The organism is Bacillus sp. C1 (assembly GCF_054570475.1).
On sequence record NZ_JBTMZT010000001.1, the window covers coordinates 1,185,254 to 1,202,336 of the forward strand.

9 protein-coding genes and 7 pseudogenes are annotated in these 17,083 nt (G+C 34.2%); 12 read left to right on the forward strand and 4 right to left on the reverse strand.

The annotated features are described in order from the left end of the window. Nucleotides 1–626: 626 nt before the first annotated feature. From ACX5JI_RS06285 to ACX5JI_RS06305, 5 genes and pseudogenes are all read left to right on the forward strand, one after another. Complete coding sequence (locus ACX5JI_RS06285) at nt 627–1,193, forward strand: LysE family translocator (RefSeq protein ID WP_459500201.1); 567 nt, start codon at nt 627–629, stop codon at nt 1,191–1,193. 171 nt (nt 1,194–1,364) lie between these two features. Then, nucleotides 1,365–2,801: pseudogene (locus tag ACX5JI_RS06290) on the forward strand (IS4 family transposase). A gap of 126 nt (nt 2,802–2,927) precedes the next feature. Then, nucleotides 2,928–3,635, forward strand: a pseudogene (locus ACX5JI_RS06295) (phospholipase D-like domain-containing protein); the annotation flags it as partial. A gap of 151 nt (nt 3,636–3,786) precedes the next feature. Then, a complete protein-coding gene (locus ACX5JI_RS06300) occupies nt 3,787–4,242 on the forward strand; it encodes a MarR family winged helix-turn-helix transcriptional regulator (RefSeq protein WP_018783527.1) in 456 nt (151 codons plus the stop codon). Nucleotides 4,243–4,276: 34 nt separating this feature from the next. Next, the gene (locus ACX5JI_RS06305; protein ID WP_459500202.1) at nt 4,277–4,648 is read left to right on the forward strand and encodes an ATP synthase subunit I; all 372 of its coding nucleotides are present in this window, start codon (nt 4,277–4,279) and stop codon (nt 4,646–4,648) included. A gap of 224 nt (nt 4,649–4,872) precedes the next feature. Here the strand turns inward: ACX5JI_RS06305 and ACX5JI_RS06310 are convergent. Further along, nucleotides 4,873–5,888 (reverse strand): annotated as a pseudogene (locus ACX5JI_RS06310) (aminopeptidase); the annotation flags it as partial. A gap of 72 nt (nt 5,889–5,960) precedes the next feature. Between ACX5JI_RS06310 and ACX5JI_RS06315 the strand changes: the two are divergent. Further along, nucleotides 5,961–7,090: pseudogene (locus ACX5JI_RS06315) on the forward strand (IS3 family transposase). A 1,049-nt stretch (nt 7,091–8,139) separates the two neighbouring features. After that, nucleotides 8,140–9,921, forward strand: coding sequence for a M60 family metallopeptidase (locus ACX5JI_RS06320; protein WP_459500203.1), 1,782 nt, complete (start codon nt 8,140–8,142; stop codon nt 9,919–9,921). A gap of 257 nt (nt 9,922–10,178) precedes the next feature. Here ACX5JI_RS06320 and ACX5JI_RS06325 read toward each other — a convergent pair whose 3' ends face one another. Both ACX5JI_RS06325 and ACX5JI_RS06330 read right to left on the reverse strand, forming a co-directional pair. Continuing rightward, nucleotides 10,179–10,886 (reverse strand): IS6 family transposase, encoded by a 708-nt coding sequence (locus tag ACX5JI_RS06325; protein ID WP_459500204.1) that lies wholly within the window; start codon nt 10,884–10,886, stop codon nt 10,179–10,181. After that, on the reverse strand, nt 10,789–11,328 hold the full coding sequence (locus ACX5JI_RS06330) for an IS6 family transposase (protein WP_459500205.1): 540 nt from the start codon (nt 11,326–11,328) through the stop codon (nt 10,789–10,791). The genes ACX5JI_RS06325 and ACX5JI_RS06330 overlap by 98 nt, the downstream gene beginning before the upstream one ends. Nucleotides 11,329–11,544: 216 nt before the next feature. Between ACX5JI_RS06330 and ACX5JI_RS06335 the strand changes: the two are divergent. From ACX5JI_RS06335 to ACX5JI_RS06350, 4 genes and pseudogenes are all read left to right on the forward strand, one after another. After that, nucleotides 11,545–11,715 (forward strand): annotated as a pseudogene (locus ACX5JI_RS06335) (NADH-dependent alcohol dehydrogenase); the annotation flags it as partial. Nucleotides 11,716–11,893: 178 nt separating this feature from the next. Further along, on the forward strand, nt 11,894–12,646 hold the full coding sequence (locus ACX5JI_RS06340) for a DeoR/GlpR family DNA-binding transcription regulator (RefSeq protein ID WP_459500206.1): 753 nt from the start codon (nt 11,894–11,896) through the stop codon (nt 12,644–12,646). Continuing rightward, a complete protein-coding gene (gene pfkB, locus ACX5JI_RS06345) occupies nt 12,643–13,554 on the forward strand; it encodes a 1-phosphofructokinase (protein ID WP_459500207.1) in 912 nt (303 codons plus the stop codon). The genes ACX5JI_RS06340 and pfkB overlap by 4 nt, the downstream gene beginning before the upstream one ends. Before the next feature lie 13 nt (nt 13,555–13,567). Continuing rightward, complete coding sequence (locus ACX5JI_RS06350; RefSeq protein WP_459500208.1) at nt 13,568–15,421, forward strand: PTS fructose transporter subunit IIABC; 1,854 nt, start codon at nt 13,568–13,570, stop codon at nt 15,419–15,421. A gap of 170 nt (nt 15,422–15,591) precedes the next feature. Here the strand turns inward: ACX5JI_RS06350 and ACX5JI_RS06355 are convergent. After that, nucleotides 15,592–15,798 (reverse strand): annotated as a pseudogene (locus ACX5JI_RS06355) (helix-turn-helix domain-containing protein); the annotation flags it as partial. A 66-nt stretch (nt 15,799–15,864) separates the two neighbouring features. Here ACX5JI_RS06355 and ACX5JI_RS06360 point away from each other — a divergent pair. Next, nucleotides 15,865–16,480: pseudogene (locus tag ACX5JI_RS06360) on the forward strand (IS6 family transposase). The last annotated feature ends 603 nt before the right edge of the window (nt 16,481–17,083 follow it).

The window sequence follows — 17,083 nt, forward strand, 5'->3', positions numbered from 1 at the left end:
CCTATCCATTAGAGGTAAAGCGAAGATTAGGAAAATGTAGATTATGTGTTTCAGAGGATAATCGGTATGCAATCGTCTATTCTTTATTGTAAATAGGGGTCACACGACATATCCATCAACTTAAGAATTTTATAACACCCCCAAAACGAAAAAACGGTATTCTTTCTATCTAAGGTGTAGAAGGATTATTGTTTTTTTGTAAAAAAACTCTTAAAGCTAATGGAAATATGTAAAAAATTTAACTTTTGGTAATAATACCATGTTCATTCCAATTAAAGGTAATGGGAATATAAAACATGTAAGATAATATTAGCAAAAATAAAAATCTGCCTATTTTTCAATGAATGTATTGTGTATTGGCAATAAAGTTTAACTGTTTATAAAAAGATGAACCGAAATATCTTAATAAAGAAGGGATTTTGGTTTATCTTATTGTAGTAATAAAGCAAGTTGTATATTAAGTACATCAAAAATTTATATAACATTATTTCTAAGCAGATTGAAAATTTTGTTTGATGAATTTATTAACAAGGTTATTTAAAAATGAAGGAGCGCCATTCCAAAAAATTTTGATTAAAATAAAGGATTGAATACACATAAGACTTCTAGAATTTATCTTTACGATTTTGCCTATAGCCCTTTCGCCGGGTGCAAGCTTTACTCTCGCTATATCTAGTATAGCTTCTTCAGGTTTTAAGGGATTAAAAAAAGTTATTGTAGGCACTTCCTTAGGCATATTGACACATTCAATATTTGCAGGGATAGGAGTCTCATTGATTATATTAAGTAATCTACTTTTATTGAAAATAATAACAGTTATTGGTTCATTATTTTTAATTTATCTTTCCGGCATTTTCATCATCAGTGCATTAAAACAAAATAAAATGAATGCTTCGGATAAAGAAGTATTCATAAAAAATGCTTATTTATTAAATGTTCTTAACCCTAAAGCTATTTTGCTTTATTTAACAATTGTTCCTGGATTTATTACGAGTAAAGAGAATATACTGTTAGAATTTACTCTTTTATCGCTGATTCATATTACGATTATGTCATTATGGTTATTAATTGTTAGTATGACCATTATATTTTTACGAAATAATAGGCTCTATCTTGTGACGAATATCATCAGTTTTATAGGCGGCTTATTTTTGTTTTATCTGGCAGTACAGCAGTTACTATCAATATTTTAATCATTTTTAAAGAATTGGAAAGATGATTAAACTTTTTTATAAAAAGTGAGTTCATAGTTGTATATTTAGGGGTCACCATACATCACCATCAAGTTAAAATAAATTTGTATCCATATAGCAAAAAAATCGCTATTCTTTTTGTAGAAATATGCAGAAAGGATGGCATTTTTTATGAATCTTTCGATTCAAGATGAGCTTCAATTATTTACTGAGGAATTATATCAATATTTTACTCCTTCATTTTTAGAAAAGCTTGCTAGAGAATTAGATTTTGTTCAACGAAAGCGTAAGTTTTCAGGGCAGGACTTAGCCACTATCTGTGTTTGGGTAAGTCAACGGATAGCGAGTGATTCTTTAGTTAGGCTGTGTAGTCAACTGCATGCAGCTACAGGAACTCTTATTAGTCCAGAAGGACTAAATAAACGATTCAATAAAAAAGCTGTTTGTTTTTTAAAACATGTTTTCTCTGCATTATTAAAAAATAAAGTTTGTGAAACCTCAGTGATTCCAAGTTCTTCACTAACCCATTTTCAGTGGATTCGCATTTTAGATGCAACGATTTTTCAAGTACCAAAACATTTAGCTAGTGTGTATCCTGGTTCGGGTGGTTGTGCACAAACAGCAGGTATAAAGATTCAATTAGAATATAATTTACATAGCGGACAGTTTTTAAGTTTTCAAGTTGAACCGGGGAAAAATAATGATAAGACCTTTGGAACAGAGTGTTTAGCGACATTACGGCCTGGCGACCTATGTATTCGAGATTTAGGTTATTATTCACTGGATGATTTAGATCAAATGAACCAACGAGGGGGATATTATATATCGCGGTTTAAATTAAATAATATGGTATATATCAAAAATGAGTTTCCTGAATACTTTCGAAATGGAACAGTAAAAAAACAGTCTCAGTACATCAAACTTGATTTAGAAAACATTATGAATACCTTAAAACCAGGGCAAGTCTATGAAATAACAGATGCTTATATTGGGAAGGATAAAAAATTATTTACACGCGTTATTATATATCGATTAACTGAAAAACAACTTCGAGAACGTAAGAAAAAACAAGTGTATACGGAAAATAAAAAGGGTATTACGTACTCAGATAAAAGCAAATGATTAGCTGGTATAAACATTTATGTTACCAATACACCTTCGGAATGGGTTCCGATGGAACAAATACATGATTTGTATTCCCTCCGCTGGCAGATTGAAATTATCTTTAAAACTTGGAAATCCTTATTTCAAATTCATGATTTGCACAATATCAAACGAGAGCGATTAGAATGCCACATTTATGGAAAACTCATCGCCATTTTTCTATGTTCTTCCACTATGTTTAAGATGCGACAATTAATTTTACAAAAGAAGAAAAGAGAATTAAGCGAATATAAAGCCATTGGAATGATTCAAGACCATCTATGCATTCTGTATCAAGCTATACAACAAAATGCTCGAGAAATAACAAAGATTTTAATCCGCCTATTCCATCTACTACAGAAGAATGGACGGAAGTCTCACAGATATGATAAGAAAACTGTCTTTGACATTATGGGTGTTGTCTATGAGTATAGTGGATTTGGAAAACAAAGGAAAGTTGCATAATTAAAAAAGTGAAACCCGTTAGGGTTTATTTCTTGTGCAAACTTTTAAATAATTTATACTTAGTCTTCAGAAAATAGAAAGCTCTTAAGTTGAAATTGATTTTACATAAGTGTAGCTTGATGGCCATGGCGTGACAGCCACTTAAGAATAGAAGGAAAAGCATTGTACAAATTACAAGCAATATTCCTTGAGGATTGGCTCTATGCCACTAATGGTTTAAACACTTATTCTTGGAATCAATTTATGAATATAACATACTTTCCAGGTAAACAAAATTCTCATGCAGAAGGGGCTGTTCAAATTGTAGCAGGTGGACCAAGTTCAGATGATACAAACATTCGTAATACTTTACTTGCTGTTATAGGTTCTGCTAAGAAAGCAATTTGGATCGCAACACCCTATTTCATTCCGGACCAAGAAACATTAACATTACTACGTTTAAGTGCAATAGCTGGAATAGATGTCCGTATTCTATATCCGGGGAAGAGAGATAGAATCATTAGTGATCTAGCATCTCAATCATACTTCGCACCACTTCTAAAAGCCGGTGCTTCAATTTACAGCTATAAAGATGGTTTTGTGCACGCTAAAATTGTACTTGTAGATGATGAAATTGCAACAATTGGTACAGCAAATATGGATGTCCGTAGCTTTGAACTAAATTATGAAATCATTAGCGTACTTTATGAATCTAAGACAGTTCTTGATATTAAACGTGATTTTGAAGAGGACTTTAAGCATTCGTCTGAAATTAGATGGAAATCATTTCAAAAACGCAGTATTCGAAAACGAATACTGGAATCCCTAATGCATCTAATTTCCCCTTTATTATAATTCCGAAAAAAGTAATCAAAACAAATTTGATTACTTTTTCCTTTACACTAACATAAAGGTATTATATAGTTAAGTTAACTAAACTAAACTATGTGTCGAAACGAAAAAACGGCGTACAATGAAATAACAGAATGATTGGAGGAAGAATAGTATGACTAGTTCTTATAAAGAAGTAATTACCGACATGAACCGAGCCTACAATGAATTAAACATTTTACTATCTCAGGAGTTAAAGAATGAGTTTGGTCTTACAGGGCAGCAAGAGAACATGATAATCTATATTAATTTAAATAAAAATACTACAGCTAACAGTATTGCGACCACTTTTAATATATCCAAAAGTGCTGTCAGCCAAGTTTTATCTAAATTGGAGAAACATAATATGATTTCGAAACACGTAAATCCTAACAATAAACGTGAGTATTTCCTTACAATTGGTCCTAACGGTAGCAAGTATATAGAACGATTGTCTCAGCTAGATGATTTACTTATTGAGAAATACTTCTCTAAAATTGATATCGAAGCCTTGCAGCAAATGACCGATACCTTAATTAAAATAAATCAAATTATACTGGAAGAAAAAAAGAAGACCCTTGAGCCTAAGTAATAAAGTCTCAATGAGAAAGGTAAAGGAGTACAGCATGATTCGTATGGCACTAAGGGCATTTAAAATACAAATGTATTATTTGCTAGGCACGATGTTATTAGGATGGATTATGACGCCTTTTTCGCCCCATTTTTTAGGTGCAAGCATTGGCTTGCTTGTTAGTATGTATTGTGTTTGGATTTTAGGAAGGCGTATTGAAAAGTTTGGAGATAGCATTGTAAAAAAAAACAAAACACCGACGCTTGGTATGATTAATCGGTTTGCAGCAGCGATACTCGGTGCGATTATTATGTATGAGATTGAACACCATAGTGTCATATGGACATTTGCTGCCGGAATTATGGGTGGTTATTTCTTAATTGTGATTAATTTAGGGTATTATAGCATGAAAGATGGGAAGAAATAGATTAGCATAAAACTTTTTTTGGGGCACAGCACATCGCTATCAGGGGTTCAGCCGAGATACGTGTAAAAATGGGTCATAAGCTGTATTATATTTCTATTATTAATTTTCCAGCTAAAAATATCTACCACACGATTAACAAAAATCCAGTTTCCTGTACGCTAAGGAAATTGGCTTTTATTTGGGGTACTGCTAACCAGATAATATACTCCAAAGACTACTGAAAGCTAGAATTTTAAATTTTCTTCGTTCAGAGCATACAATTCTGGTAATATAAATTTACCATCTTTCCTAATTAATTTATTATCAAACCAAATTTCCCCACCACCATAGTTTGGCCTTTGGATGCTCACTAAATCCCAATGAATTGCTGATTTGTTTCCATTATCTGCGCCATTCAAAGAATCTCCAATCGCTAAATGAAAGCTGCCATTTATCTTTTCGTCAAATAGGGTATTATTTATTGGATGTAATATATATGGATTAAATGCTAATGCAAATTCACCAATATATCTTGAACCTTCATCAGTATCAAGTATTTGATTGATTCGTTCAGTGTCATTTGCATGAGCTTCTATTATCTTTCCATTTTTAATTTTTAAAGAGATATTATCAAATGAAAACCCTTGGTTTACTGAAGGCGTATTAAACGTCACAATACCATTTATAGATTCTTTTACTGGTGCAGTATATATTTCACCATCAGGTATATTATCTGTTCCATCCCCTTTTAAAACACCTATTCCTTTAATTGAAAAGTGCAATTTTGTACCGTTACCAATTATGGTTACCTTATCTGTTTTTTCATTAATTCTTTCAAAGGTTCCATTGCATCGGACATTTTTTGGTAATCTAAGGTAGAAACATCATAGTAAAAATGTTCATAAGCCTCGGTACTCATTTTTGCTTCTTGTGCAGTAGAAGGATTGGGAATTCTTGTGGTAACCCACCTTGTTTTATATACAGCTTCACTATGTGCTTTACCAAATATTGTTTGATATAATTTTATTTTATCTGAGGGTAAATCTGCTAGTTCATAGGCATTTCGAGGGCTGCGTAGATTAATATATACTTGCATTTTACTTAGACGATAGCATTCCCAATCGGCAAACATTTTGAACTGTTCTTCGGATCCTGATAAAACCATTTGGCGTGTAACAGTAACGTCACGCATTGAAACGTGAGCATGCCCCCCAGCATTTCCAACCGCCTTGATTATTTCTTGTACTACTAAAGGGTGTATAGGTTACACTGAACTAGACAAAAAAATTAAGGTCAAGTAGACTACAACTAATCTATTTGAGGAGAATCTACTATGACGGAAAATAAAAGGGAAAGAAGAACCTTTATAGCGGAATTTAAGCACCAAATGGTTCAACTGTATCAGAATGGTAAGCCGAGGAAAGATATCATTAAAGAATATGGATGAACACCATCATCATTGGATCGATGGATCAATCAAAATCATACGTCTGGCTCGTTTAAAGAGAAAGATAATAAGACCGCTGAACAACTAGAGTTGGAAGCATTGAGAAAACAAAACAAACAACTTCTTATGGAAAATGATATTTTAAAGCAAGCGGCGCTGATACTAGGACGAAAGTAAAAGTAGTAAAGAATAGCCTACATAAATACTCGATATCAGCAATGTGCGATGTCCTACAATTACCAAGAGCAACGTATTATTATGAGGCAAAACAAGCACAAGATACAGTAGATGAATTATCACCACTCGTGAAAGAAATCTTTCGAGAGAGCCGTCAGAACTATGGAACACGAAAGATAAAAGTGGAATTAAAGAAGGTAGGATATGTGATTTCGCGTCGCCGTATTGGACGAATCATGAAGAACCAAGGTTTAGTATCTCACTATACGATTGCACAATTTAAACCGAAGAGAGTTAGCTGTAATGAAGAAAAAATTTCAAACGAGCTCAATCGTCAGTTCAACCAGAAAGAAGAACTGGCTGTAGTCGTAAGTGATTTAACATACGTCCGTGTGAACAAAAAGTGGAATTACGTATGTTTATTAATTGATCTCTTGAATCGAGAAATCATAGGACATAGCGCAGGCCAACAGAAAGATGCCGAGCTTGTTTCACAAGCTTTCGCAACGGTGAAAACAAACCTGAATCAGATTACCTTATTTCATACAGATCGAGGAAATGAGTTCAAAAACAAGCTGATTCATGACACGTTAGAGACCTTCAAAATCAAACGTTCATGAAGTGCGAAAGGCTGTCCATACGATAATGCGGTAGCAGAAGCAACCTACAAAATCTTTAAAACAGAGTTCGTTCGCGGTCGTTATTTCGCAAGTCTAGAAGAATTGATCTTAGAATTGAACGACTACGTAAACTGGTTTAACAATGTTAGAATCCATGGAACACTAGGCTATTTGAGCCCTGTTCAGTACAGGCAGAAACACCTTAAAAAAATTGTCTAGTTTCGTGTTGACATACCAGGCCCTCACTCATATAGATTAAAGCTCCAGTACAAAGGTATCTATCAATATCAACAATTTGAGCCATTTAAATCTCCATCCCTTCTATAACAAAATTATTTAAGGGTATGAAAGCATATTATGTATCCTTAGTTATTGTTAGGATTAACACAACATGAGACATACCCTCAGCCCATATTTTACTTTATTTATCCATAATATGTATTGAGAAAGAATGTAAATCCGAATCATTTCCGTACCCCAACTATTGATCGTCTTTTTCACCTATTATCATTAGATATTTAGAATTTCATTATAAAAAACAACCAATCCCTTAACGTACAGGATGCGGTTGAAAAATGTATCTAACGTACAATTTACTTTTTTGATATGGTGACCCCAAGTATGGAAAGCACCTTTTCAGTCTACAACTATTTTTTAATAGTCTAAAACATTTTTAAAATTAAACATATGCAATTTATCATTAAAAAACTATGCAAATTATCTCCTAAAGTTACATTTTTAACAACATATATATTAAATTTATCTCAATAGAGTGTAGTCAATTGGGATAATAAGCAGTTTACTGACTGTCCTAGGATAAAAATTTCTCAAATGACTTGTATTAAATAGGGAATTAGAATAATTTTCAGATGTGGCAAGTTATTTACTTAATTACCACCTTATATTTTACATACATGTTAATTATTAATATTTTTTCTCAATTGTATGACTTTATTCTCGGATTATACTTAATATGTAATTCCAATATTAGTTAAAGGGTTTTAAGATAAGACATTTATCTTAAAATTCTACTTAAAGGAGTGATTTATGTATGACTTAAGAAATAAATGGAGGTAATATGTATCTGGAAGAATTAAGAAAAGACTTGGAAGTTTTAGACTCCTATGCTTTTTATCGTATTCATCCAAAAATATAATCAACATTGTTCAAAATAAGTATTCATTTAATAAATCCACTTGTGGGATTAGTGAGAAAATTGGTATTGTGCATGAACGTTATAACGGATTTGAACGAAAGGACTGATTTATATGAATAGAAGAAAGAATTGTAGATTACAAAAAACAAAGAAAGTATTTATAACATCTGCTATTTTGACAACGACATTATTTACACCTATCGCTATAAATAGTTTGAATGTTTATGCTGAAACTGCACAAACTGCAACGCAATATGAACAGAAGGAGTTCGATCTTCCAGGCACAGGTAGTTTTTGGGGTGAAGCAAAAAGGGAAAGAAGAAGTGAGCAAAAAAACTATATGCCAACAGGAATCTATGTAAAACCAAATGAACAGGTTACAATTGAAGTATCGGGAACGCAAAAGATTAGAGCGATTATTGGGACACATCAATATGATAAAGAATGGGGAAAAGAATTTGATCTTTCTCCTGGTTCTAATACCATCTCTTCTCCAAACGGTGGCTTATTAGGATTTGATAACTATCAAGACACAGGAACAATCAAGGTGAAAGTAACTCAAGGCGGTAGTCCTGTCCCATTCTTTGAATTAGGGAAGCACACGAAAGAAGACTGGATTGCCATGATGAACAAATATCCAGATGCACATGCGGTACAATTGAAATCAGAACGAGCAGTACTTACTGTTACTCGTGGTAGTGCCAATAAATATATTGTAGATCAGAATCCTGTGCCTCTATTAAAAAAATATGATGAAATGATTCAAGCGCAAGACAGAATATCGGGATTATCTAAAACAGATCCTAATCCGTTACATCGTTCAACTCAGCGTATTTGGGCTTTTGTAGAAAATCCTAATAAACAAGAGTGGGGTATGTATGCAAGTTGGGATGGAGCCGTATTTACTACTGCTGGCGAAGCAATTAAAAGTGCTTTAAACGTAAATGATTTTGGATGGGGACAAATGCATGAAGCGGGACATGCAAGACAACAATATCCATGGACTTGGAATGATTTAAGAAGTATGGGTGAAGTAACTGTTAATCTATACTCTTTAGCTGCACAAAAGCAATTATTCCCGAATCAACCAACACGTTTAGAAAAAGAGGGAGATTATGATAGAGCCTTTGCATACTTAAAACAAACAAATAAAGAATATAAAAATATTGATGATTTGTTTGTGAAACTTGTTATGATTTGGCAGCTTCATTTAGCATATGGCGATGATTTTTATCCAAATCTTCACAAACTATATCGAGAGTTACCAGAAGATCAACTTCCAAAAACGGACGAAGATAAAATACAAGCATTTATTTACAATACATCGAAAGTAGCAAAACAAAATTTACTTCCGTTTTTTGATAAATGGGGATTGAAAGCAACCCAAGAAACGAGACAAAAAGTAGAAGCTTTAAATAATCCAACATTAATTGCACCTATATGGGAAGCGACGGATACTAAACCTGTTAAACCACTTGCTGTATTATCTAAAAAAATAATGAAGGCGAGTGCCAGCAGTGAGGAATCATGGCGCGATCCAGCAAATAACGCAATTGATGACAATCCAAATACAATTTGGCATAGTCAATGGAGTACACCGAATCAATATCCATACAATTTAACGCTAGACCTCGGTCAAATACGAACTATCACCCTATTATCATGTCTCCCAAGACAAGATTGGTCAGAGAATGGTCGTATTTTAGGGTACAATATTTATACAAGCATGGATGGCTCTAACTATCAAAAAGTATCGTCTGGAACATGGAAAAGTACTGGAGGAAAAGAATTTGCAACATTCGACCCTGTTTCTGCGAAATATATAAAAATAGAAGTAACGAATGGGAAAAATGGATATGCTTCAGCAGCTGAAGTAGATATTTGGGGATATTAATAGTTTGCATCTATGAATGAGTACGTTATCGCAGGGTGGATTTTCAAATGATTTGAGAATCTGCCCTGTGATAATTTGGTGCTCATCCTATATCAGAAAGAATTTACATAAAAATATATTAATTTATAATTTTTAGAATTTTATATATAGTTTATTTGTAAAAAAACTACAAGGGGGTATCATATGAAGAAGTTGGTTCTGGTGCAAATATTTGAAGAAGGACATGAATAATAGTAGATTCCTAACAGAATCGTATTTTATGCTATAAGTCCAAACACTTGGTGAATGAACTCTTTTTGATTTTGGACAGACTGATTCGGTAAATTAATCTGTCCCTTTTTTATCATATGCATGGCTTCAACACCACTCAATATAGAGGTTGCTGTTTTAAATGACTTGAATCCTAACATAGAACGCACACGTTTCTTAATAAAACGATGATCTTGTTCCACTATATTATTAAGATATTTAACTTGCCTTAGTTGTATGCCTTTAGGTATATGTTTTTCTTCTTTCAACTCTTGAATCGCTACAGGATAGGCAGGGTTCTTATCTACTGTTATCACGCGAGGTTTAGAAACATACGAAAAAGCCAAGGCTTTCTTGAAAAAGCGCTTAGCTGCTTGTTTATCTCTTGATTTACTTAGATAAAAATCAATTGTATTGCCCTCTGAATCAACCGCACGATATAAGCACATCCATTGACCTTTTACTTTAATATAGGTTTCATCAACTCTCCACGAGTCATTTGTTGATTTAAGATGATGTCGTACTTTCTCTTCTAATTGAGGTCCATATTGATGAACCCAGCGCATAATCGTTGTATGAGAAATGAATAAGCCCCGTTCCTCCATCATTTCCACCAAATCACGAAAACTGAGGTTGTACCGTAGGTACCATCTTACCGTTAACAAAATAATATTCGGTTGATAATGCTTCCATTTGAATACATTTTCCTGTTCCATACCAATCACGCACCCTTTCTAGAGTAATAGTATTAGTATGGCCAAGATTTATAGATTCATTGCAATTGTCCCGAAGTTTTTGCACCAGAACCCTAAACATATAAGCCGCTTGATGATCGCGTGTCTTACGAAGCTGAATATCCAAAGTATGTTCAGCTTCATCAATTGCACGATAAAGATAGCACCAATCACCTTTAACTTTGATGTACGTCTCATCTAAATGCCAAGCACGGTGTGTGGTTTTGTTTTTCTTTTTCCAAATTTGATAAATCAAATTTCCATATTCATGCACCCAACGCATAATGGTTGTAGGGTGAACAGAAACTCCTCGTTCTTGTAGGATCTCAGATACATCACGATAACTTAAAGAAAAACGACAATAGTAGCCGACGGCTACTAAAATAATATCCTTTTTGAATTGTTTTCCTTTAAAGTATCGCATTTGTGATTCTCCTCGCCCTATTTTGCAAAAGCTTAGCTTACTTTTTAAAACTTTGCAACAGAAACATTCATGATTACTTTCGAGTACTATATCAACAAATGCAACATCAATCGAATCAGTTAGCCAAAAATTTCCTTCGCTTGTTTCATTTACTTGATAAAAATGGGCAGAAATCACATCGGTATCGAAAGAAAACTGTATTTAATATCTTAGGTATTGCGTCAATTTTGGACTTCGATTGAAGCGTCAGCAACATTAGATGATTACGGCATTGGAGAAAATGAGATTGATTTAATGGCTGATAAAGCGATGGCTTATGGTGAATTTGGTAACTTTAAAAAGTTAAATAAAGGTGATGTTCTAGATATATATAAAGCTTCTTTATAAGTGAACTGAGAAAAGAAACCTATTTGATTATTATATCAAATAGGTTTCTTTTTGTTGTTTATAATTGTTTTTGAATGTTTGTGATTAATTTTGGTTGTTTATGATTATTTTCGGTTGTTTGTGATTGATTTTTTCGATCGTTCTCATTATAATGTAATCAAAGAAGAGGTGAAGAAAAATGTTAACTCCTGAACGTCATCAAATGATATTGCAACTAGTAAAAGAACAGAAAGTTGTTAAATTACAGCAATTAGTTGAAAGAACAGAAAGCTCTGAATCAACAATACGTCGTGATTTAGCGCAATTGGAAAAACAAAGATTATTAAAAAGGGTTCATGGCGGAGCCTCTATTTTAACCGGAAAAGGACAAGAACCAACGATGGTTGAAAAATCATCCAAAAACATTCAAATAAAACAACAAATTGCCAAGTATGCGGCTAGCATAGTTGAACAAGGTGATTGTATTTATTTAGATGCAGGAAGTACAACATTTGAAATGATTCCATTTTTAATAAATAAAGACGTTACTGTCGTTACGAATGGACTTATGCATATTGAAGCTTTAGTTGAAAATAATATTCGTGCGTATTTACTAGGCGGGATAATGAAGAGTAGGACGAAAGCTTTAATCGGTGCTATGGCGCAGGAAAGTATGCAGAAGTATCGTTTTGATAAATGTTTTTTAGGAGCGAATGGTGTGCATGAACAGCTTGGTTTTACAACGCCAGATCCAGAAGAGGCACTCTTAAAACACATGGCATTAACACTAGCGAACGAAGGATATTTCTTAATTGATGAAAGTAAGTTTTCAGAAGTTGCGTTTGCGAAAATTGCAGATGTTGAAGATGCGAATATTATTACAAACCAGTTAGAAATTGATTTAGAAAAATATAAAAGACAAACAAATGTAATTGAGGCTGATAAACAATGATATATACAGTTACTTTAAATCCATCTATTGATTATGTAGTACAAGTTAATTCTTTTGATTTAGGAACAGTAAATCGAGCGGAGAAAGATATGAAGTTTCCAGGAGGGAAAGGGATTAATGTTTCCCGTGTTCTTCACCGTTTAGGTGTTGAAAATGTAGCGCTTGGATTTACCGGTGGATTTACAGGTAAATTTATTAAAGATGCATTACATGATGAAGGTGTAACAACAAACTTCATTCAAGTAGATGAAGATACTCGAATTAATGTGAAAATAAAAGGAGAAGAAGAAACAGAATTAAATGGACAAGGTCCTATTGTGACAAAAGAGCAGTTTGGACAGTTAATGAAAAAAATTGAAAGTATGCAACCTGGGGATTGTGTTGTACTTGCTGGAAGTGTACCAGCCTCTATTCCAAATACCTTTTACGAATCAATTGCTGCGTTTGGAGCTGAAAAAGGTATTCGTGTAGTAGTCGATGCAAGTGGAAGTGCGCTGCAGCATGTAATAAAAAATAAGCCGTTTTTAATAAAGCCAAATCATTATGAACTTGGTGAGTTATTCGGAGTGGAGCTTTCAACAGTAGAAGACATTTTACCGTATGGAAGAAAATTAATCGAACAAGGTGTAGAGCACGTTATCGTATCAATGGCAGGAGATGGAGCTTTATTATTTACGGCAGAAGGTATATATGAAGCAACTGTTCCAAAAGGTGTTGTAATTAATTCGGTTGGGGCCGGAGATTCTCTTGTTGCAGGATTTGTAGGTAAATACGAACAGACAAAGGATATTGAACAGGCATTTCAATATGGCGTTGCAACAGGGAGTGCAACAGCATTTTCGACAGATTTATGTACGAAGGAAAAAGTGGAAGAATTAGTGTCGCAAGTAATTGTAGCTAAGCGATAGGAGGAAGCAACATATGAAAATTACAGAACTATTAAAAAGGGATACAGTCATTATGAATTTGACAGCTTCAAATAAAGAAGCTGTCATAGATGAATTAGTTGAGAAATTAAACGGGGCAAATCGTTTAAATAGTAAAGCTGAATTTAAAGAAGCTATTTTAAAGCGAGAGTCCCAAAGTACGACTGGAATTGGAGAAGGTATTGCGATCCCTCATGCGAAGACGAAGGCTGTTAAACAACCATCGATTTGTTTTGGTAGAAGTGTAAGCGGTATCAACTATGAGTCGCTTGACGGGCAGTCTGCACATTTATTCTTTATGATTGCTGCAAGTGAAGGAGCGAATAATACGCATTTAGAAACGTTGTCTCGTCTATCTACATTACTAATGGATGAGGGGTTTCGCAAGCAATTATTAGAAGCAAAGGATGAAGAGGAACTTCTTCGTTTATTTGATGAAAAAGAGAATGAAAAAGACGAAGTTGAAGTACCAAAGCCAGAAGAGGATGAACCGTACGTATTAGCTGTTACAGCTTGTCCGACTGGAATCGCTCACACATATATGGCTGCTGATAGTTTGAAAGCGAAAGCGGCAGAGTTAGGAATTGCGATGAAAGTTGAAACGAACGGGTCAACGGGTGTAAAGAACGGTTTAACGAAAGAGGATATTGAACGTGCAACAGCAATTATTGTAGCTGCAGATAAACAAGTAGAAATGAACCGTTTTGCTGGAAAACATGTCATTCAAGTGCCAGTCGCTGATGGGATTAGAAAAACTGAAATCCTTCTTAATCGAGCTGTAAAACAAGATGCACCCATCTTTAAAGGCGTAAAAGAGGATGGGAAGGCAGAAAGTATAGAGAAAGAAAAAGGATTAGGAATTTATAAACATTTAATGAGCGGTGTAAGTAATATGCTTCCGTTCGTTGTTGGTGGTGGAATTTTAATTGCGCTAGCGTTTGCGGTTGGTGGCATAAAGGCAGAAGGCCCTTTAGCTGAATTGTTCATGTCTATTGGAGGAGGAAAGACAGGTGCGTTTTTATTCCTTGTACCAATTTTAGCTGGATTTATTGCGAGTTCTATTGCTGATCGTCCTGGTTTTATGCCTGGTGTTGTCGGTGGGTTTTTAGCAGCACAAGCGAATGCTGGATTTTTAGGCGGACTAATCGCTGGTTTCTTAGCTGGATATGCTGTTTTAGGATTGAAAAGATTATTTTCAGGATTACCAGTACAGTTAGAAGGAATTAAACCTGTTTTGTTATATCCAGTCTTTGGATTGTTGATTACAGGAGTTATTATGCAAAAAGTAGTAAACCCGCCTGTAGTAGCATTAAATGAAATGTTAACAGGGTGGTTAAATGGTTTGAGCGGTACGAATGCTATATTACTAGGCCTTATTTTAGGTGGTATGATGGCAATTGATATGGGTGGTCCAATTAATAAAGCAGCATTTACATTTGGTATTGCTGCAATAGAAGCACAGAATTTTGGAGTGCACTCAGCAGTTATGGCTGGTGGTATGGTACCACCACTTGCGATTGCATTCGCAACTACATTCTTTAAAACGAAGTTTACAGAAGCGGAACGTAAATCTGGTTTAACAAATTATATTATGGGAGCATCGTTTATTACAGAAGGTGCAATTCCATTTGCAGCTGCAGATCCGGTACGGGTAATTGTAAGTTGTGTTGTTGGTTCAAGTATTGCAGGTGCCTTATCTATGTTATTCCAGATTACATTACCGGCACCACATGGTGGGTTATTTGTTATAGCATTAGTAAATAAACCGTTGCTATATATTTTCTCTATATTAATAGGGACAGTTGTATCGGCTCTTATGATGGGGATTTGGAAAAAGAAAGTTAAATAACAAATGAAAAAGGAACAGCTGCTATTAAAATGTACCCTATCGAATAGACACTTTAAAAAAAGTCTATTCGATAGGGTATTTCTTGTATAATAAGGCCTAGTGACAGGGTTGCTGCTCTAGTCCGTAGTAACATTTCCATAATAAGTAAATGTAGTTGAAAATATAATCATTTATTTTAAATCGTGTATCTTCCTATATAAAGAGGATCTAGATACACTCGTAATTTCACAAATCTGTTTTACTGTCATATTTCCTTCTTCATAAAGCTTCATTGCATAATTCATTCCTGCATGTTTTTCATGATACTTTTTTACTCTCCCTTGATACTTTCCCTCTTTTTTAACCAAGTTAATTCCCTCACGTTGACGCATTCGGAGGTTCTGTTGCAAAGTTTTAAAAAGTAAGAGCTAAGCTTTTGCAAAATAGGGCGAGGAGAATCACAAATGCGATATTTTAAAGGAAAACAATTCAAAAAGGATATTATTTTAGTAGCTGTCGGCTACTATTGTCGTTTTTCTTTAAGTTATCGTGATGTATCTGAGATCCTACAAGAACGAGGAGTTTCTGTTCACCCTACAACCATTATGCGTTGAGTGCATGAATATGGCAATTTGATTTATCAAAGTTAAAGGTGATTGGTGCTATCTTTATCGTGCAAGTGATGGTGATGGATATACTTTGGATTTCCAACTTCGCAGAACACGCGATCACCAAGCGGCTTATATGTTTATGAAGCGATTAGTCAAAGCTTTTGGAGAACCAACAGTTCTCACAACAGACAAGGCTCCAGCCTTGCTTTGTGCGTTCGAAAAACTAAAAAAGAACGGCTTTTATATGCGCACAAAACATTGTACCGTTAAGTATCTTAATAATCTGATTGAACAGGATCATCGACGCTTTGCAAAATCTTCTGGATTCCAAAGTATCCGTCATGCTTCTCGTACCATGAAAGGAATCGAAAACATTCATGCCTTATATAAACAAAAACGAAGTTTGCAACAACCAAACTTCGTTTTTTCGACGTACAATGAATTACAGCAATTATTCATAACTGCTTAAACTATAACCGTATTTTGTAAACGGGTTTATGCTTTTTCGAACTTTGCGACAGAACTTATAATACAAAACGGATTCCAACGTGGTACCCTATAATTTCCAAGAGAGAGCATTTGACCTAGAAGAGTGCTCTCTTTCGTTTGCACTTTTCGAAAAGTTTGAGCATATATTAAACGCGAGACGGAGCAATCCCTTTATATACACGAGCGTCTATTGATTATGGGTGCTTTTTTCTTTGTTATATAGAAACTACACATTAAACACATACTTATGTGGGATTGATAGGAATAACATTATAGTGATCAAACCATACAAAAATAAAAGGAATCCTAAAATGAGTAGTATTGTACGAAAGTTGAACATGGTAGACCTCCCTTAGTTATATAAAGGATTTTAATATATTGTCGGTCTATTTAGAAGAGTAACCATAAATTGGATGGAATGATATTGAATGATTAAACTAATAGCAGCAATTATCCTAGGCGCTATCTTAATCGGTTTAGCGTCTTATTTTATTTTAAAGAAGAAGTGATGGGATGCTTTCTCTTTAGCCCCCTAATGAACTTGGACACCTACTAAGAGTGGTTTTATACTTGAAGTAGCCAA